Raw genomic sequence first — 17,774 nt, 5'->3', positions numbered from 1 at the left:
TGGGCAAAGCGAAGCGTGCCCACCGTCTTTCCACGAATGAGATAGTGGTGGGCACGGCGCTCACGCGCTTTGCCCACCCTACGATTGCGCGATGTGCCGCAACGTCGTGCGTAACAACGAAAACAAAAATGGCCGGGATCGCTCCCGGCCATTTGCGTTTGTGCGTGCCGTTACCGCGGCGGCGCGGTGCCGGGCGGGGGCGGCGGCAGCGAGGCCTGGCCGCCGTTGAGCAGCGGCGTGATGCGGCGGACCGTGACGCGCCGGTTGATCAGGCTCGGCCCTTGCGTCTGCTCCTTCAGGTATTGCTCGCCATAGCCCTGCGACGTCAGGTTTTCCGCCGGCACATTGAACTGCTGCGTCAGCAATTCGGCCGCGGACTGCGCACGGCGGTCCGATAGCGACAGATTGTCGACCTCGTTGCCGACCGCGTCGGTATGTCCCTCGATCAGGAACACCTCGCGCGGGTTGCGCTGGATCGCCTGGTTGAGGCCGTCGGCGATCACCTGCAGCCGGGCCGCCTGGTCCGGCGGGATGGTCCACGATCCCGTCTCGAAGTTGATCGTGTTGACGTCGATGCTCGGCATCTGCATGCGAACATTGGGGCTGTAGCGGATCTCGTCGAGCGAGTAGCGCCGATCGATCCGCTGCACCGGCGGTGCCTGCATGGTCGCGTAGATCACGTCCGGCGACGCTTCCTGTGCGTCGACGATGTAGCGATCGTAGGGAATGTTCACGACCGGCGGCGGCACGTCGACATAGAAGCCGCCGACCGACCGGGGATCGCGGTAGCTGTTGTCGATGATGACGATCTCGCGCCCGCCGGGGTCCCTGCGGATTCGTCGCAGCAGCGAACCGTCCGGGCCGACCACGGTGATCACCTCGCTGCCATCGGGACGGATCACGACGGTGCGGGTTTCGCCGCCGACGGTGTCGGTGCGGATGTCGCGGGCGCCGTAGCGGAAGCGATAGAGATCGTTGCCGCGGACATAGGCCTGCCCGCCCGGATCGCGGATGATGATGCGGTCCGGCTCGGTGTAGACGGTGCGGCCGCCTTCGACGACCTCGCGCCGCTGGCTGTGCATGTCGGCGATGGTTGCGCCGATCACGGCGCCGGCCACCACGCCCGCGCCGATCGCCAGCGGCGTCAGGTCACGCTGCGGCGGACGGGGCGGAGGCGGCAAGGGTGCAGCGACCGTCGGCGCGGCGCGGAAAGCGGGCGCGACCGTCGGCTGCGCGTACTGCGGCCTGTTCGGCGGCGGCGCTGCGGCGGCCGAGCCGGGGACGACCGTCGGAGCTGCAGCGCCGGCAGGCGCCGCGGGCCGGGGCGGGAGGGTGCCGGCCTGGGGCGGCGCAGCCGGAGTTCCGGCAGCGGGCGCGCCGGCAGGAGGCGTTCCACCCTGCTGGCCAGGCGTCGGCGTCGCCGTCGGGGCTGGAGCCGCGCCGGGAGCTGGGGGCGCCGCCCCCGGACGTCCGGCCGGTGGCGTCGCGGTTCCACCGGGTGCCGGAGTCGCCGTGGGAGCTGGAGTCGCGCCGGGAGCCGGGGCCGCTGCCCCCGGACGTCCGGGCGGCGTCGTCGGAGCGCCACCGGGGGCCGGCGTTGCCGTTGGAGCAGGCGCAGCACCGGGTGCCGGCGATCCCGCCGGAGGAGGCGAGCCGGGACGTACGCCGGGCGGCGGTGCGCCGGGGCGGCCGGCCGGCGGCGCGCCGGGCGTGCTGCCCGGAGCCGGCGTTGCGGTCGGCGCAGGTGTTGTCGTCGGAGCGGGTGTCGCCGTCGGAGCGGGAGTGGCTGCCGGCGCAGGCGCGCCGGGGCGGGCCGCAGGCGGCGCGGGGGAAGCAGGAGCCGTGGGCGTTGGTGTCGCCGCGGGCGCGGGCCGCCCCGCAGGAGCTGCGGCAGGCGGTGGCGGAGAAGCCGGCCGGGCCGCAGGAGGCGGAGTCGTCGGCGCGTGCTGCGGAGCCGCCGCGGGAGGCGGCGCCGGCGGCGTGGGAGCCGGACGTGCTGCAGGCGGCGGAGGCGGCGGTGTCGGGGCGTGCTGCTGCGGGGCCGCGGCCGGAGGCGGCGAAGGCTGCTTGGGAGCAGCAGGCGGCGGGGGTGGCGGCGGCGGAGCCGGACGGGCTGCGGGAGGCGGCGGAGGTGGAGGTGGTGCTGCCGGTCGCGGCGGCGCGGCGGCCGGCGGAGGCGCAGCAGGCGGGTGGGGCGGTGCAGCTGCGGGTGGCGGTGCGGCCGGGCGCGCGGGCGCGGCAGGCGGCGTGGCCGCAGGCGGGCCCTTTGGCGGCTGCTTCGGTTTTCCGTCAGGGCCCGTCTCTTGCGGCTGGGCCTGCGCGACCACGAGCGGCGAAGCGCTTTGCGCATGCGATGCGGTGTTGGCCAATTGCATCGCGGTGAGAGCCGTCGTCGCAAGCAGCACGAAACGAAGGTTGGTCATGGTGGTGAACTTCCCCGGAAGGTTCTTTGACGAAGTGGTTGGGATGAACAGCTACGCGTTAGGCCGCATTGTGGCGGGCGAAGCGGTCGCGGCCCGATTTATTTCTGCACGCAAATCATCTCACTATGGCGACGTTCATTGCGCATTCAGACGCTCCTTGCAATCGCCTCACATGTGGTGCGTCGCCCCCATGTGCTCCCGCAGTGGCGTTGCGTCCGTCGCAGGATTGGGCGTGAGCGGGCCGCTCGGCCCGCGCGATGGAATCTCTTCAGGGATGTGGCCCGGCAATTCGTCGGGCCGCGGTGATTCGCCGGGCTCGTGCACCGGCGGCGTGATGTCGGGTTGCGGATTGCCGGGCGGAATTCCCGGCGGCGGTTCGGTGGGAGTCCCCGGTGTTGCCGGTGGAATCTCCGGCGGTTCGATCGGCATCGGCGTCATCGAGATCGTTGTCCAGAGAAGGATAACGACGACGCCGTGCCGATGTTCCCTGTCGCATCGATTCGAAGCGCCCTATTCGGGCAGATGGCAGACGGCCTCGATGTTGTGGCCATCGGGATCGAGCACGAATGCGCCGTAATAGTTCGCGTGATAATGCGGGCGGATGCCCGGCGGACCATTGTCGCGGCCGCCGGCCGCGATCGCTGCCTTGTAGAATGCGTCGACCGTGGCGCGGTCCTTGGCCGCGATCGCGACATGCACCGGCTTGTTCATCGCGCCTTCGCCGCCGATCCAGAAGTCCGGCTTGCCGTCGGCGCCGAATCCGGCCGCCGCAGCGTGACCGGTCTGCTCAGCCGTGACCTCCATGATCAGGCCGTAGCCGAGCGGCGCCAGCGCCTTCGCATAAAACGCTTTCGCGCGCTCGTAATCGGAGACCGAGAAACCCAGATGGTCGATCATCGCTAACCTCCCTTGCTCGTCCCTGTCAGCGCGACAGGAACGTATTGCTTCGTGTCTTGCGCGCGACCGCAAAGCCGCACGCGACCATGTCGGCAATACAATCCTGCTGCCATTCGTTTTGTGACAGATGCTCGATCACGACCGCGCGCGGCCACAGCGATTGCGGTGCGTCGCGGAAGAAGCCGATCAGCACGCGGTCCTCGAAACCCTCGACATCGATCTTGAGCGAATCGACTTGGCCGACGCCGGCCTCGTCGAGAATGCGCGTCAAGCGCAGCGATGGCACCTTGATGGCGTCAGCGCTGGCCGTGCCGGTCACGACATGCGTGGCGCCGAGATTGCCGCCGCCGCTCTCGATCATCAGCTCGCCGTCGCTGTCGCCCGCCGCGGCCTGAACCAGGCGCACCTGCGTCGCCTTCGATGCGACATGGTTGAAGGAGAGTCGTCCGAAGGTCAGCGGATGCGGCTCGATCGCGACCACTTTTCCGGTGGGCCCAACCTGCCGCGCCATCACCAGTGCGAACGTGCCGACATTGGCGCCGACATCGACGAACGTGCCGCCCGCTGGGGTGTGCTGGCGCAGGAAGTCGAGCTCGTCGAGATTGTAGTCGGGATTGAACAACGCGCCGCGCTCGGTCGCACTGCCCTGGTGATAGAAGCGGAACGAGGCGCCCTGATACTGCACATCGACCGGGCCGCCGCGCAGCAAATTGACCAGCCGCGACAGCCAGGGCCGGAATGCGCCGCGCTTCAGCCCCGATCGCGTCGCGAGGCTGATAATCGCGGCCTGCGCCGCGTTCGGCGCAAACGCGCCGAACGGCGCGGACGAAGGAGCATTGTCGGGCGTCAAGCAGCAGGTCCTCGTTGCAAGTGGCGCATGCATAGCCGGTTTTGCGGGGGGCCACAATTTCGGTGTCGTCCCGGCGAAGGCCGGGACCCATAACCACAGGAAGGAGTTTGGCGAAGACGAGCAGTTAAGTAGTTTACCGTGTTACGGGCACTGTATTCCACCGACATATCACGCGGTATGGGTCCCGGCCTTCGCCCATGGGCGCTAAAATAGGATTTGCGCATTGGATTGGCTTGTGATTCCAAATTGGGATGGCACACGAATCGCTTGTGAACGAGGACTGGGCGCGTGTTGTCGCCCGGCTTGGCGGCGCCGAAGCGCTCAACGTTAGCGCGCGCGAGACGAAGGCGTTTGTCCGCCCGCGGGAAATCAGCAATGCGGTGGATTTGCTGCGCTTGATCCTGGCGTATTGCCTTGGCGAGCGAGGTCTGCGGTTGACGGCGGCATGGGCCACGTCGGTGGGCCTTGTCGATATCTCCAACGTGGCTCTGTTGTATCGGTTGCGTCAGTGCGGAGATTGGCTGGCGAAGTTGATAGGCCAAGCACTGGCGAGCGGTGCGCCGAAGGCGAGCCACGGCCGCCTGATCCGCATTGTTGACGCCACGACGGTCCCGAAGGCTGGGACGAGCGGCAGGAACAAGAACGCGGTGTGGCGCATACACAGCGCGTTCGATCTTCCGCAGGAGCGCTTTGGTCACTTCGAGCTGACCGATCAGCGAGCGGGCGAGACGCTGGACCGGATACCGGTGATTGCCGGCGAAATCCGTCTTGGCGACCGCGCTTATCTGCAACCGGAGCGCATGGCACGTCTCGTCGATGCCGGCGCGGACTTCGTGATCCGGTCCGGCTGGAAGAGCGCGCGTTGGGTTGATGCCAAAGGTGGTCTGGTCGATCTGACGGCCGAACTGCGCAAGGCTTCGGCATGTGGCCTGATCGATCGACCGATCTGGATAAAACGCAAGTCTGGCGCACCGCTGCTCGCTCTGCGTCTGGTTGCCGTCAAGAAGCCGGCGCAAGCGGCCGCGGTCGCACGACGCAAGGCGCGCCGAACGGCCCAAAAGGGAGGCCACCAGCTCTCCAGGCAAACACTTGACGCTGCAGATTGGGTGATCCTGGTGACCTCGCTCGCACCGGAGGACTTCTCAACGAGCGATGTCCTTGCCCTCTATCGGCTGCGATGGCGCATTGAACTCGGCTTCAAGCGGCTCAAGAGTTTGATTGGCCTGAAGGGCCCTCCCGGAACTGACGAGCGGTCCGCCAGGCCCCACATCCTCGCTCATCTGCTGATCATTCTCCTGCTCGAGCCACTCGTCGACGAACTCGAGGACTCTCCCCGCTTGGCCGAGGCCGCCTGACCCGTCCAGGGACCTGGCGTCTGCTCCGCCAACTCGTCGCCTCCCTCCGACAAGCAATCATGCCCCAACCCGCGATTGCTTGCCTGCGCAGACTTCGCTCCACGCTCGGACGGCATCTACACGAACCACCAAGACGAAAACGTCGCTATCAAGCAATGCAACTATTTTAGCGCCCATGGGCCTTCGCCGGGACGACGGGAGAGTTTCACGCCGCCTGCTTCGCCGCCTTGCGCTGGCGCAGGAATCGGCCGAGCAGCCTGCGCCGGCTGTTGCGCGGGATCAGGTCGACGTCGCTGACAAGCTTGGCGCCGCCCTTGCGGCGCTCCAGCACGATCTTGCGGCTGTGAAAGGCTTCCAGCTCGACGCGATGCGCGACGCTGACGATGGTCGCCTTCGGCAGCTCGTCAGTGACCATCTTCATCATCTTGTCCTGGCTCTTCTCGTCGAGCGCCGAGGTCGCTTCATCGAGCACCACAATGTCGGGCTTGTGTAGCAGCAGCCGCGCGAACGCGAGGCGCTGCTTCTCGCCGCCCGACAGCGTCTGGTCCCAGGGGCCCTCCTCCTCGATCTTCTTCTTGAGATGGTCGAGGCCGACCTTGTGCAGGGCTTCCCCGATCTCCTCGACGGTCCAATCCTCTGCGGCGCCGGGATAGGCGGCGGCGCGGCGCAGCGATCCGGTGGGCACGTAGGGACGCTGCGGCAGCATGAACAGCCGCCGGTCGGGATGGAAGTTGACGCTTCCGTCGCCCCACGGCCATAGCCCGGCAATGGCGCGCACCAGCGTGCTCTTGCCGGTACCGGATTCGCCGGCGACCAGCAGACGCTCGCCCGGTTCGATCACCACCTCGGTCTCGCCGACCACTGCAGTGCCGTCATCGAGCGTGACCGACAGGTCGTGCAGCTCCAGCATCGCCTCATTGTGTGTTTCGCCGCGCTTGATGCGGCCGAGGCCGTCGCCCTGCTCGGCGCGTTCGAGGCCGTCGAGCGACATCATCAGCGAAGCGATGCGGCGGGCGCAGGCGTTCCAGTCGGCGAGCCGCGGATAATTGTCGACCAGCCAGCCGAACGCGCTCTGCACGATCGTGAAAGCGGAGGCCGCCTGCATCACCTGCCCCAGCGTCATGCTGCCGTCGAGGAATTTTGGCGCGCAGAGCAGGAGCGGCACGACCGGTGCGAGGAGGCCCGAGCCCTGCGACACCAGCGTCGTGCGCATGTGCTGACCGGCCAGCCGCGCCCATTGCCGCAGCACGTTGGTGAAATTGCGGTCGAGGCCGTCGCGCTCCTCCTCTTCGCCGCCGAGCAGTGCGATGCTCTCGCCGTTCTCGCGCACGCGCGTCAGCGTGTAGCGGAAATCGGCCTCGGCCTGGTTCTTGTCCTCCGAGACCTGCACGAAGCGCCGGCCGATCACCGTGATCGAGCCGGATGCGATCGCGGCGTAGAGGATGGCGGCGATCACGAGGAAGCCGGGAACGGTCACCGAGGAGCCGCCAAGCGTGACGGTGAGGGCGCCGCCGATGGTCCAGAGCACGACGATGAAGGTCGTGGCCGACAGCAGCGCCGAGGTGACGCCGGCGACGAAATCGACCGGCGCATCGGTCGCGATGCGCAAGTCCTCCCCAATCCGGTATTCCGGATTCTCGTGATCGCCGCCGACGAGGTTGAGCTGGTAGTAGCGTCCGTTGGTGAGCCAGCGCGTCAGCACGCTGCTGGTGAGCCAGGCCCGCCAGCGCCGCTGGATGCCCATGCGCGCGAACACCTGCACCACGCCGAGCACGATGCTGCCGATCGCAAGCGGGAAGAATAGTGCGGTGAGATGGAAGACGCTCGCCGCGTCCCGCTTCTCGAGCGCATCGAAGATGGCGCGATTCCAGACATTGATGCCGTATTGGAAGCAGACGGTGAGGACGATCAGCACGCCGAGGCCGATCGAGAACGGCCAGGCGAGGCGGTCGCCGTTGCGGCCCCAGAAGCCGCGCGCACTGATCCAGAAGCGGGTCAGCAGATAATCCTTGCGGGCCTGCTCGGCCTCTTCGGGAGTGAGCTCGGGATCGGGTTCGAGCACCTCGGGCGGTGGCGGCGCGACCTCATCGCCGTTCTCGCCCTTGATCTCGACAATGGGTGGCGTCTTGCCTTGTTCGCGCTTCCCGGCTGGCTTTTGCATGGCCGGACAACGCGAGACAAATCAGCAGGTTCCCGTTGGTTCCGTAATACCCTACTCGGCGGCGCCGTCGCGCACCCGCCGCAGTCGCGCGGCCCGGTGCAGCACGCGCGACAGCTCCTCGATCGAATAGGGCTTTTGCACGAGATCGAAATCGAGGCTGCCTTCCTGGGACAGGGCCTGGCTGTAGCCGGTGGTCAGCACGACCGGCACGCCGATGCCGCGATCGCGGATCGCCCGCGCCAGATCGAGTCCGGTCATCCCGGGCATCACAATGTCGGAGAACACGACATCGAAACGATCCGCGTCCACGACAAGCTCGGCGAGCGCATCGGCGGCATTGTCGACCAGCGTGATGCTGTAGCCGAGCGCGGTGAGGCCATCGGCGGCGAAATTGGCGAGCTCGATATTGTCCTCGACCAGCAGCACCGACATGCCGCTGCCGGCCACCGCAGGCGCGGTGTTCGGCGCCTGCTGCTGCGGCAAGAGGTCCGCGGGCACGCGCGGGAGATAGAGCGAGAAGGTGCTGCCCCGGCCGACTTCGCTCGTGACCGTCACCTCCCCACCGGATTGCCGGGCGAAACCGAACACCTGGGACAGGCCAAGGCCGGTGCCGTGGCCGACCTGCTTGGTGGTGAAGAACGGCTCGAAGATCCGCCCGAGGCGCGCGGCCGGAATGCCGACGCCGGTGTCGCTGACGATCACACCGACGAAGCCAAGGCTTCCCGGGATATGACTGTACGAGACGTGCGCCAGCGTGTCAGGAATGGTCGTCGCCGCCTCGACGGTGAAGCTGATCCTGCCCTTGCCCTGCATGGCATCGCGCGCATTGGTCGCCATGTTGATCAGCGCGGTCTCGAACTGGCTGGCATCGGCATTGACGAGGCACGGCTCCGCCGGCAGCCGCATCGCGATCTCGATGGCGGGGCCAAGCAGCGTGGCGAGCATATCGTGCAGCGATTGCAACCGCTCGCCGACGTCGAACACTTCCGGTTTCAGGGTCTGGCGCCGCGCGAAGGCGAGCAGCTGCGAGGTCAGCTTGGCTGCGCGCGCCACCGCGTCCGCAATCGCGGTGATGTAGCGCTGCCGTCGCTCCTCGCTCAGCTGCGGGCGGTTCAACAGATCGACCGAAGCGCGGATCACGGTCAGGAGGTTGTTGAAGTCGTGGGCGACGCCGCCGGTGAGCTGGCCGAGCGCCTCCAGGCGCTGGCTGTGCTTGAGCGCCTCCTCGGCCTCGCGCCGCTTTGCGGCTTCCATCTGCAGATGCTGGGTGCGCCGGAAGGCGAATGCGAGCAGCAGGAACAGCAGCGCGGTGGCGGGAACGCCGAACACCAGATGCTGCCCTATGGTGGCGAACCAGCGTGCGCGGATCGCCGAGGTCTCGAAGCCGGCGCTGACATAGATCGGATATTCGGCGACGCGCCTGTAGCCGATGCGGCGCTCGATCCCGTCCGACGGCCAGGCGATGGTCATGAGCCCCTGCGCGGGGTGCGCGGCGATCTCGCGGCCGACCGGTCCGCCCGGATCGAGGCGGAGGTCACGGTCGAGCCGCGGGAAATGCGCCAGCACCACGCCGTCGGTGCGACCCATCGCGAAGAAGCTGCCGGGATCGGAGCCGATCCTGGCATAGAAACTCTCGAAATATTCCGGCAGGACGGAGGCCTGGATCACGCCGATGAAGCGGCCGTCGTCGGAGTCGCGGCGGCGGCTCATGCCGAAGAAGCGCGCGCCCTGATAGGGCGGACGCGGCGTCAGCGGCATGCCGATGATGGTGCCGATGGCCTGGTCGACGTGGACGTAAAAATAGTCGCGGTCCGCAAAGGCGAGCCCCGGCGGCGGCGAGACGAGGCTGTTGACCAGTGCTTTTCCGTCCGCGTCGAAGATCCAGGCCGATTTCAGCTGCGGCAGCGAATCGGCGAGCCGCTTCAGCCGGCGGTGCAGCGCCGCTTCGCGCGCGCGGATGATGTCGTCGGGAAGGCCGCGCACCACCTCGTTGAGCTCGGACAGGCTGCGGTCGATGGTCTCGAACACCTTGAGTGCATGTTCATGCGCCACATCGAGCGTGCGCTCGATCTCGCGGTCGGCGATGTCCCTGGTCGAGGTGTAGGAGATCGTGGAGGCGATCGCGAACAGCGCAATCGGCAGCGCCAGGGATGCAACCATCATCCACTGCAAAAGCCTCAGCGAATTGCGTTGCGCTCCCTGCACGGTCGCTCCGGTCCCAGACCGGAGAGCTTACTTGAATTTCCCGCCAGGAAGGAAGCGGCTTGTCGCGATAATCTTGGGTTGTATTCCGCCGAATCGCCCGCCACGCGCGTTGCGGCAAATTCTACTCAAACTGAGGCCGATCGTGGAATGCCCGGCCGCGGTGGCCGGGGTCCCTAGCATGAACGATGCTAGATCTGCCGCTCGACCATCTTGAGCTTGAGCTCGGCGATGGCTTCCGCCGGGTTGAGGCCCTTCGGGCAGGCCTTGGCGCAGTTCATGATGGTGTGGCAGCGGTAGAGCCGGAACGGATCCTCGAGATTGTCGAGGCGCTCGCCGGTGGCCTCGTCGCGCGAATCGGAGACCCAGCGGTTGGCCTGCAGCAGCGCGGCGGGACCGAGATAGCGCTCGCTGTTCCACCAGTAGCTCGGGCAGGAGGGTCGAGCAACAGGCGCACAGGATGCACTCGTAGAGGCCGTCGAGCTTCTCGCGGTCCTCGTGGCTCTGGCGCCATTCTTTCTGAGGCGTCGGCGAGGTCGTCTTCAGCCACGGCTCGACCGAGGCATACTGCGCGTAGAAATTGGTGAGGTCGGGGACGAGGTCCTTCACCACCGGCTGGTGCGGCAGCGGGTTGATCTTCACCGCGCCGTCCTTGACGTCGTGCATCGAGCGGGTGCAGGCGAGCGTGTTCTGGCCGTCGATGTTCATGGCGCAGGAGCCGCAGACGCCTTCGCGGCAGGAGCGGCGGAAGGTCAGCGACGGGTCGATGTGGTTCTTGATCCAGATCAGGCCGTCCAGCACCATCGGACCGCAATCATTGGTGTCGACGTAATAGGTGTCGACGCTCGGATTCTTGCCGTCATCCGGATTCCAGCGATAGACCTTGAACTCGCGGAGCTCGGTCGCGCCCGCGGGCTTCGGCCAGGTCTTGCCACCTGTGATCTTGGAGTTCTTCGGAAGTGCGAATTCAACCATTGCTCTAACCTTTCGTCATTCCGGGATGGTCCGAAGGACCAGACCCGGAACCTCGAGATTCCGGGTTCGATGCTGCGCATCGCCCCGGAATGACGGCTAACTGTTCGATCAGTACACGCGCGCCTTCGGCGGGATGTACTGCACGTCGTTGGTCATGGTGTAGTTGTGAACCGGGCGGTACTCGATCTTGACCTTGCCGGCATCGTCCAGCCAGGCCAGCGTGTGCTTCATCCAGTTCTTGTCGTCGCGCTCGGAGAAATCCTCGCGGGCGTGCGCGCCGCGGCTCTCGGTGCGGTTGGCGGCCGAGTTCATCGTCACCACCGCCTGCGAGATCAGATTGTCGAACTCCAGCGTCTCGACGAGGTCCGAATTCCACACCAGCGAGCGGTCGGACACGGCGATGTCGGTGATGCCGCTGTGGACCTTCTGGATCAGGTTCTGGCCTTCGCTCAGGACTTCGCCGGTGCGGAACACCGCGCAGTTGTTCTGCATCACGTGCTGCATGCCCTCGCGCAGCTTGGCGGTCGGGGTGCCGCCGGAGGCGTAACGATAATGGTCGAGACGGCCGAGCGCGAGCTCGGCCGAGTTCGCCGGCAGCTCCGGCTGCTTGGCGTTGGGCGTGAGCTTCTCGGCGAGGCGGAGCGCGGCGGCGCGGCCGAACACGACGAGATCGATCAGCGAGTTGGAGCCGAGGCGGTTGGCGCCGTGCACGGAGACGCAGGCGGCTTCGCCGATCGCCATCAGGCCCGGAATGATCGCGTTGTCGTCGCCATCCTTCTTGGTCAGCACTTCGCCGTGATAGTTGGTGGGGATGCCGCCCATGTTGTAGTGCACGGTCGGCACGATCGGGATCGGCTCGCGCGTCACATCGACATTGGCGAAGATCTTTGCCGATTCCGAGATACCCGGCAGGCGCTCGGCGAGCACCGCGGGATCGAGATGGTCGAGATGAAGGAAGATGTGGTCCTTCTTCTTGCCGACCCCGCGGCCTTCGCGGATCTCGATGGTCATCGCGCGCGAGACGACGTCGCGCGAGGCGAGGTCCTTCGCGGACGGCGCATAGCGCTCCATGAAGCGCTCGCCTTCGGAGTTGACGAGATAACCGCCTTCGCCGCGCGCACCCTCGGTGACGAGACAGCCCGAGCCGTAGATGCCGGTCGGGTGGAACTGCACGAACTCCATGTCCTGCATCGGCAGGCCGGCGCGCAGCACCATGCCGCCGCCGTCGCCGGTGCAGGTGTGCGCCGAGGTGCAGGAGGCGTAGGCGCGGCCATAGCCGCCGGTCGCCAGAATCGTGGTCTGGGCGCGGAAGCGGTGCAGCGTGCCGTCGTCGAGCTTGAGCGCGATGACACCGCGGCAGGTGCCCTGGTCGTCCATGATCAGGTCGATGGCGAAGAATTCGATGAAGAACTCGGCCGCGTGGCGCAGCGACTGGCCGTACATCGTGTGCAGCATGGCGTGGCCGGTGCGGTCGGCGGCGGCGCAGGTGCGCTGCGCCTGGGCCTTGCCGAACTCGGTGGTCATGCCGCCGAACGGACGCTGGTAGATCTTGCCGTCCTCGGTGCGCGAGAACGGCACGCCCCAATGCTCGAGCTCGTAGACCGCGTCGGGCGCGTTGCGCACCATGTATTCGATCGCGTCCTGGTCGCCCAGCCAGTCCGACCCCTTCACGGTGTCGTACATGTGCCAGCGCCAGTCGTCCTTGTGCATGTTGCCGAGCGAGGCCGAGATGCCGCCCTGCGCCGCAACCGTGTGCGAGCGGGTCGGAAACACTTTTGTGATGCAGGCGGTGCGAAGACCGGCCTCGCTGCAGCCGACCACGGCGCGCAGGCCTGCGCCGCCGGCACCGACGACGACGACGTCATAGGTGTGGTCTTCGATCGGATAGGCTTTGCCGTTGGTGGCGGGAGCGCCGTTGCCCTTGCCATTCGTCTCGTTGGCCATGGGTTACACTCCGGAAGACAGTTTCAGGATCGCGTAGGTCGAGGCGAGCGCCACGGCGACCGAGAAGAAGTTGTTGAGCATGATCGCGGTGAGCTTCAGCTTCTCGTTATGGACGTAGTCCTCGATCACGACCTGCATGCCGATCTTCATGTGCCAGGCGCTGGCGAAGATGAAGAGGAGCAGGATCACCGCGACGGGAATGGAGCTCAGGGTCTGCGCAGCGTAGACCTGGTTGCGGCCGAGCAGCATCATGATGATCACCAGCGCCGGGATCATCAGCAGCGTCATGGCGACGCCGGTGATGCGCTGGCGCCAGAAATCGGACGTGCCGGAATGCGCGGCGCCGAGATTGCGGACGCGGCCGAGCGGGGTGCGCATGCTGCGCTTCGGCGTATCGGCTGTGCTCATCGGCCGCCTCCGTTCGCATAGGCGATGATCCAGATCAGCACCGTCAGCGCGATGCCGCCGATCAGGGCGCCCCAGGTCAGCGCCTCGCGCTCATTGGCCTTGAAGCCGTAGCCAAGGTCCCAGACGAAATGCCGGATGCCGCTGAGCATATGGTGCATCAAGGCCCAGGTGTAGCCGAACACGATCAGGCGGCCGATGATGCTGCCGGTGAAGGCCTGGACGTGCGCGTAGGCGGCGGGGCCGGAGGCTGCCGCGATCAGCCACCAGACCAGCAGCAGGGTTCCGACATAGAGGGCGATACCGGTGGCACGATGGACGATGGACAGAGCCATCGTCAGCGTCCAGCGATAGACTTGCATGTGTGGTGAAAGCGGTCGTTCGATCCGTGCGGTCATGGGCTTTGATGTTGTATGGCGGCCCTTGAGGGCGCGCGCGGGGATCGCGAAAGGTCGGCTCTATTTACGGAGTCGATTTGGCCTGCGCAATCACCAAATCGCCATAAATCGAACCTGGGTTCATCCCTACAGCCTTGATGAAACAAGGCCAATCAGGGGCTTGGTATACCAGGGCGTCGGTCCGCCAACAAAGAAGCGAACATATATTCATATCTTTTGAGAGCGCTGAGGCGCGTTGAAATTGCTATTGGAACACCTCTAAACGGACCATGCCGTCCAAACCGGGCAGATATCGGCCAAAGGCACCGCCAGCCTTGTTCAACCGGGCGCCTAGCTTCCTCCTCACCATTCGATTTGATCGGGTCCGGATATGCACATCCTGCATCCCACCCCGCCACGGAGATCACCGGCTGAGCGGATCGCTTCCGCGCCAGCGCGCGACCAGGAAATCGATGAAGGTGCGAATCTTGGTCGAGCCGAGTCGCGACGGCTGATACAGCGCTTGCAGCGGCGCCGGCGCAGGCTCGTGCGCGCGCAGGAGACGTCGCAGGCGTCCTTCCGCCAGCTGCCTCTCCACCTGCCATGACGGCACGCGGACGATGCCTGCGCCGTTCTCGGCGGCGGCGGCGAGCGCATCGAGGCTGTTGATCCAGAGCCGTCCCGAGATGCGAACTCGCGTTCCGCCGTTCGCCTCGCGGCCGAAGCGCCAGGTTGCAGCGCCCGGCGCGTCGGAAAACACCAGGCAATCATGCTGCGCCAGATCGGCAGGCGCATCTGGTTCGCCGCGGCGTGCGAGGTAATCGGGCGAGGCGCAGTGAATCATCTGCACCTCCGCGAGCTTTCGCATCACCAGCTGCGAATCGGGCATGCGCCCGACGCGAAGCGCCAGGTGAACATCCTCCTCGATCAAATCGACGTTGCGATCGACCAGCAGCAGGTCCACGGAGAGCGATGGGTAGGCGCGGAGGAAATCGCCGAGCAGCGGCGCGATCAGCAGGCGTCCCATCAATGTCGGTGCGCTCAGACGCAGTCGTCCCGACGGCTCGCGGCGATTGCCGGCCAGCCCCTCTTCGATTTCCTTGAGCTCGCCCAGGATCGACTTGGCGCGCTCGTAGAGCATGCGCCCATCCTCCGTGAGCGCGAGCTGCCGCGTCGTCCGCATCAGCAGGCGCGTGCCGAAATGCCGCTCGAGCGCGGAAATCTGCCGGCTCACCGATGTCAGCGAGCTCGGCAATGATCGCGCCGCCGCCGACAGGCTGCCGGCGTCCACGGCCCGCACAAAGGTCGCCATCGCCGCTAGCTGGTCCATCGCGATCCTTCCGAAATTCGCAAGGGAGCGTTCCGCTTGCAAAGAATAGCCCCGAAAATCGGAAGGGTCTAGCTTGGCCGGATCCAAGCAGACCGGGACTTGCCCATGCCCACCCATGTCAGCCTGACCTCCATCGTGCATCCGCGAGGGCTGCCGACGGATCGCCGCCGATGAGCGGCCTCGAGGTTTTTGACGTCGTCGAGCTCGCGCTGCTGCTGATGGCAACTGGTGCGCTCTCCGGATTTCTGGCCGGTGTGTTCGGCATCGGCGGCGGCGCTATACTCGTGCCGGTGTTCTACGAATGCTTCCGCATCGCCGGCGTGCCGCTGGAGGTGCGGATGCCGCTGTGCGTCGGCACCTCGCTCGCCGTGATCATCCCGACCTCGATCCGATCGTTCCAGGCGCATTACAAGCGCGGCGCCGTGGATATGTCGATTCTGCGCGTCTGGTGGCTGCCGATCGTGATCGGCGTCGCCGCCGGTAGCGTCATCGCGCGCTACGCGCCGGAGCGGCTGTTCAAGTTCGTGTTCGTCGCCGTCGCCTGGTCCGCGGCCGCGCGTCTCATCTTCGCGCGCGAAGGCTGGAAATTCGGCGACGATCTGCCTGAGGGACCGCTGATGCGGGTCTACGGCTTCTGCGTCGGCATTCTGTCCACGCTGATGGGCATCGGAGGCGGCTTGTTCTCGAACCTGCTGATGACTTTCTATAACCGGCCGATCCACCAGGCGGTCGCGACCTCGTCGGCGCTCGCGGTGCTGATCTCGATCCCCGGCGCGCTCGGCTACATCTATGCCGGCTGGCCGGCGGCGGCGACCTATCCCGCCGTCGCAGCGCTGCAGATCCCCTTCGCGCTCGGCTTCGTCTCGCTGATCGGCGCCGTGCTGGTGATGCCGATGAGTCTTGTCACCGCGCCGCTAGGTGTGAGAGCCGCGCATGCAATGTCGAAACGGACGCTGGAGGCCGCGTTCGGGTGTTATCTGTTGATCGTCGGCAGCCGGTTTGTGATGAGCCTGGTGGGCGGGCAGTGACGGCTTGAGGCGAGCCCTGCGCCACATACTCCGCTGTCATCGCCCGGCTCGACCGGGCGATCCAGTATTCCAGAGACAGCAGTGATTGAATCGAAAAGTCGCGGCGTACTGGATGCCCCGGTCAAGCCGGGGCATGACAGCTTGTTGTGTGGTGACGAGCTCGTCTTGATCGCAAGCTGCGCCGAGAGCACGCTCGCGACGAGCGCCGCTATTTCTTCGCGTAGATATCCTTGTACGTATCGCGCAGCACGTTCTTCTGCACCTTGCCCATCGTATTCCGCGGCAGCTCGTCGACGACGAACACCCGCTTGGGCATCTTGAATTTGGCGAGCCGCCCGTCGAGCGCCTTCAGCACCGAGGCCTCGTTGACGCCGGCGCCCTTGTTGCAGACCAGCACCGCCGTGACGCCTTCGCCGAAATCGGCATGCGGCACGCCGATCACGGCGGACTCCACCACGCCCGGCATGGCGTCGATCTCGCTCTCGATTTCCTTGGGGTAGACGTTGAAGCCGCCGGAGATCACGAGATCCTTGCCGCGGCCGAGGATGTGGACGTAGCCCTTGTCGTCGATCTTGCCGAGGTCGCCGGTGATGAAGAAGCCGTCGGGCCGGAATTCGGCCTTGGTCTTCTCCGGCATGCGCCAGTAGCCCTTGAAGACGTTCGGGCCCTTCACCTCGATCATGCCGATTTCCTCGCGCGGCAATTCCTTGCCGGTCTCGGGTTCGGTGACGCGGACCGAAACGCCGGGAAGGGGGAAGCCGACCGCGCCGGGCACGCGCTCGCCGTCGTAAGGGTTCGACGTGTTCATGTTGGTCTCGGTCATGCCGTAACGCTCGAGCACGGCGTGGCCGGTGCGCGCCGACCATTCGCGATGGGTGTCGGCGAGCAGCGGCGCCGAGCCCGAGATGAACAGCCGCATGTGCTTGGTCGTCTCCTTCGACAGCGCCGCGTTCTGCAGCAGGCGGGTGTAGAAGGTCGGCACGCCCATCAGCACCGTTGCGCGCGCCATCAGCTTGATGATCAGGTCCGGGTCGAGCTTCGGCAAGAAGATCATCGACGCGCGCGAGAACAGCGTCACGTTGGTCGCCACGAACAGGCCGTGCGTGTGATAGATCGGCAGCGCGTGGATCAGCACGTCCTTGTCGGTGAAGCGCCAGTAGCCGACGAGCGAGAGCGAGTTCGACGCGAGGTTGTCGTGGGTGAGCATCGCGCCCTTGGAGCGGCCGGTGGTGCCCGAAGTGTAGAGGATCGCGGCGAGATCGTCGCTCGCGCGCGCAACGGTCGTGAATTCGCTGCTCGCCTTGTCGGCGGCGTCCGTCAGCGAGCCCTTGCCGTCAGCGCCGAGCGTCTCGACCTTGGCCGTCACCTTGGCGGCGATCGGGGCGAGCCCTTCCGCCTTGGAGGGATCGCAGATCACCAGCGACGGCTCGGCATCGCCGATGAAGTAGTCCAGCTCGTTCAGCGTGTAGGCCGTGTTCAGCGGCAGATAGACCGCGCCGGCGCGCACGGTCGCCAGATACAGCACGATGTTGGCGACGGATTTCTCCACCTGCACCGCGACGCGGTCGCCGGGCTTCACGCCGCGCGCGACCAACACGTTCGCCATCTGCCCCGCCCGCGCGATCAGGTCGCCATAGCTGATATGGGCGCCGTCCTGCGTCTCGATCGCGAGGCGCTTTGGATCGTCGAGGCCGTCGAACAGGCGGGAAAACAGGTTGGCGTTCGCTGCGTGGTTCATGCAAGATTTCCTCGACCGCAAGACTGACAAGGCCGGTCAAAACCGAGGGCTGGATTAGCAAAAACCGCCCCAATGAAGCAACGGAGACA

At 66.3% G+C, this 17,774-nt stretch carries 13 protein-coding genes and 1 pseudogene; 2 read left to right on the top strand and 12 right to left on the bottom strand.

Features of this window, described 5'->3' with window-relative positions; genetic code table 11:
* Positions 1-170 precede the first annotated feature (170 nt).
* From ACVJ19_RS12500 to ACVJ19_RS12485, 4 genes are all read right to left on the bottom strand, one after another.
* Complete coding sequence (locus tag ACVJ19_RS12500; protein ID WP_453948875.1) at positions 171-2,423, bottom strand: OmpA family protein; 2,253 nt, start codon at positions 2,421-2,423, stop codon at positions 171-173.
* Positions 2,424-2,591: 168 nt separating this feature from the next.
* Complete coding sequence (locus ACVJ19_RS12495; RefSeq protein WP_453948876.1) at positions 2,592-2,852, bottom strand: hypothetical protein; 261 nt, start codon at positions 2,850-2,852, stop codon at positions 2,592-2,594.
* Between the two features lie 81 nt (positions 2,853-2,933).
* On the bottom strand, positions 2,934-3,320 hold the full coding sequence (locus ACVJ19_RS12490) for a VOC family protein (RefSeq protein WP_453948877.1): 387 nt from the start codon (positions 3,318-3,320) through the stop codon (positions 2,934-2,936).
* A 25-nt stretch (positions 3,321-3,345) separates the two neighbouring features.
* Positions 3,346-4,170: an FkbM family methyltransferase gene (locus ACVJ19_RS12485; protein ID WP_453948878.1), complete on the bottom strand. Its 825-nt coding sequence runs from the start codon at positions 4,168-4,170 to the stop codon at positions 3,346-3,348.
* A 251-nt stretch (positions 4,171-4,421) separates the two neighbouring features.
* Between ACVJ19_RS12485 and ACVJ19_RS12480 the strand changes: the two genes are divergently transcribed.
* Positions 4,422-5,525: an IS4 family transposase gene (locus tag ACVJ19_RS12480; RefSeq protein WP_453947895.1), complete on the top strand. Its 1,104-nt coding sequence runs from the start codon at positions 4,422-4,424 to the stop codon at positions 5,523-5,525.
* A 205-nt stretch (positions 5,526-5,730) separates the two neighbouring features.
* On the opposite strand, the gene ACVJ19_RS12475 is transcribed toward ACVJ19_RS12480, so the two are convergent.
* The 7 genes and pseudogenes from ACVJ19_RS12475 to ACVJ19_RS12445 all read right to left on the bottom strand — a co-directional run bounded on the left by ACVJ19_RS12475 (position 5,731) and on the right by ACVJ19_RS12445 (position 14,919).
* Positions 5,731-7,686: an ABC transporter ATP-binding protein/permease gene (locus ACVJ19_RS12475; protein WP_453948879.1), complete on the bottom strand. Its 1,956-nt coding sequence runs from the start codon at positions 7,684-7,686 to the stop codon at positions 5,731-5,733.
* Between the two features lie 51 nt (positions 7,687-7,737).
* A complete protein-coding gene (locus ACVJ19_RS12470) occupies positions 7,738-9,891 on the bottom strand; it encodes an ATP-binding protein (RefSeq protein WP_453948880.1) in 2,154 nt (717 codons plus the stop codon).
* Positions 9,892-10,079: 188 nt separating this feature from the next.
* Positions 10,080-10,863: pseudogene (locus ACVJ19_RS12465) on the bottom strand (succinate dehydrogenase iron-sulfur subunit).
* A 108-nt stretch (positions 10,864-10,971) separates the two neighbouring features.
* A complete protein-coding gene (gene sdhA / locus ACVJ19_RS12460) occupies positions 10,972-12,807 on the bottom strand; it encodes a succinate dehydrogenase flavoprotein subunit (RefSeq protein ID WP_453948881.1) in 1,836 nt (611 codons plus the stop codon).
* A gap of 3 nt (positions 12,808-12,810) precedes the next feature.
* Positions 12,811-13,215 (bottom strand): succinate dehydrogenase, hydrophobic membrane anchor protein, encoded by a 405-nt coding sequence (sdhD, locus tag ACVJ19_RS12455; RefSeq protein WP_453948882.1) that lies wholly within the window; start codon positions 13,213-13,215, stop codon positions 12,811-12,813.
* Positions 13,212-13,610 (bottom strand): succinate dehydrogenase, cytochrome b556 subunit, encoded by a 399-nt coding sequence (gene sdhC / locus ACVJ19_RS12450; protein ID WP_453948883.1) that lies wholly within the window; start codon positions 13,608-13,610, stop codon positions 13,212-13,214. Before sdhC ends, sdhD begins: the two co-directional genes overlap by 4 nt.
* Before the next feature lie 403 nt (positions 13,611-14,013).
* Positions 14,014-14,919: a LysR family transcriptional regulator gene (locus tag ACVJ19_RS12445; RefSeq protein WP_453948884.1), complete on the bottom strand. Its 906-nt coding sequence runs from the start codon at positions 14,917-14,919 to the stop codon at positions 14,014-14,016.
* Between the two features lie 170 nt (positions 14,920-15,089).
* Between ACVJ19_RS12445 and ACVJ19_RS12440 the strand changes: the two genes are divergently transcribed.
* On the top strand, positions 15,090-15,947 hold the full coding sequence (locus ACVJ19_RS12440) for a sulfite exporter TauE/SafE family protein (RefSeq protein ID WP_453948885.1): 858 nt from the start codon (positions 15,090-15,092) through the stop codon (positions 15,945-15,947).
* 208 nt (positions 15,948-16,155) lie between these two features.
* Here ACVJ19_RS12440 and ACVJ19_RS12435 read toward each other — a convergent pair whose 3' ends face one another.
* Complete coding sequence (locus ACVJ19_RS12435; RefSeq protein ID WP_453948886.1) at positions 16,156-17,685, bottom strand: malonate--CoA ligase; 1,530 nt, start codon at positions 17,683-17,685, stop codon at positions 16,156-16,158.
* Positions 17,686-17,774 lie beyond the last annotated feature (89 nt).

The sequence above is a fragment of the Bradyrhizobium sp. USDA 376 genome, from assembly GCF_054063675.1.
This window is presented reverse-complemented; position numbering and strand designations above follow the sequence as displayed.

Excerpts from the sequence above, each read along its gene's own strand:
- sdhA (WP_453948881.1), bottom strand. The coding sequence starts at position 12,807 with ATGGCCAACGAGACGAATGGCAAGGGCAACGGCGCTCCCGCCACCAAC.
- ACVJ19_RS12480 (WP_453947895.1), top strand. The coding sequence starts at position 4,422 with ATGGCACACGAATCGCTTGTGAACGAGGACTGGGCGCGTGTTGTCGCC.
- ACVJ19_RS12500 (WP_453948875.1), bottom strand. The coding sequence starts at position 2,423 with ATGACCAACCTTCGTTTCGTGCTGCTTGCGACGACGGCTCTCACCGCG.
- ACVJ19_RS12435 (WP_453948886.1), bottom strand. The coding sequence starts at position 17,685 with ATGAACCACGCAGCGAACGCCAACCTGTTTTCCCGCCTGTTCGACGGC.
- sdhC (WP_453948883.1), bottom strand. The coding sequence starts at position 13,610 with ATGACCGCACGGATCGAACGACCGCTTTCACCACACATGCAAGTCTAT.
- ACVJ19_RS12495 (WP_453948876.1), bottom strand. The coding sequence starts at position 2,852 with ATGCCGATCGAACCGCCGGAGATTCCACCGGCAACACCGGGGACTCCC.
- sdhD (WP_453948882.1), bottom strand. The coding sequence starts at position 13,215 with ATGAGCACAGCCGATACGCCGAAGCGCAGCATGCGCACCCCGCTCGGC.
- ACVJ19_RS12445 (WP_453948884.1), bottom strand. The coding sequence starts at position 14,919 with ATGGACCAGCTAGCGGCGATGGCGACCTTTGTGCGGGCCGTGGACGCC.
- ACVJ19_RS12490 (WP_453948877.1), bottom strand. The coding sequence starts at position 3,320 with ATGATCGACCATCTGGGTTTCTCGGTCTCCGATTACGAGCGCGCGAAA.
- ACVJ19_RS12475 (WP_453948879.1), bottom strand. The coding sequence starts at position 7,686 with ATGCAAAAGCCAGCCGGGAAGCGCGAACAAGGCAAGACGCCACCCATT.
- ACVJ19_RS12440 (WP_453948885.1), top strand. The coding sequence starts at position 15,090 with ATGAGCGGCCTCGAGGTTTTTGACGTCGTCGAGCTCGCGCTGCTGCTG.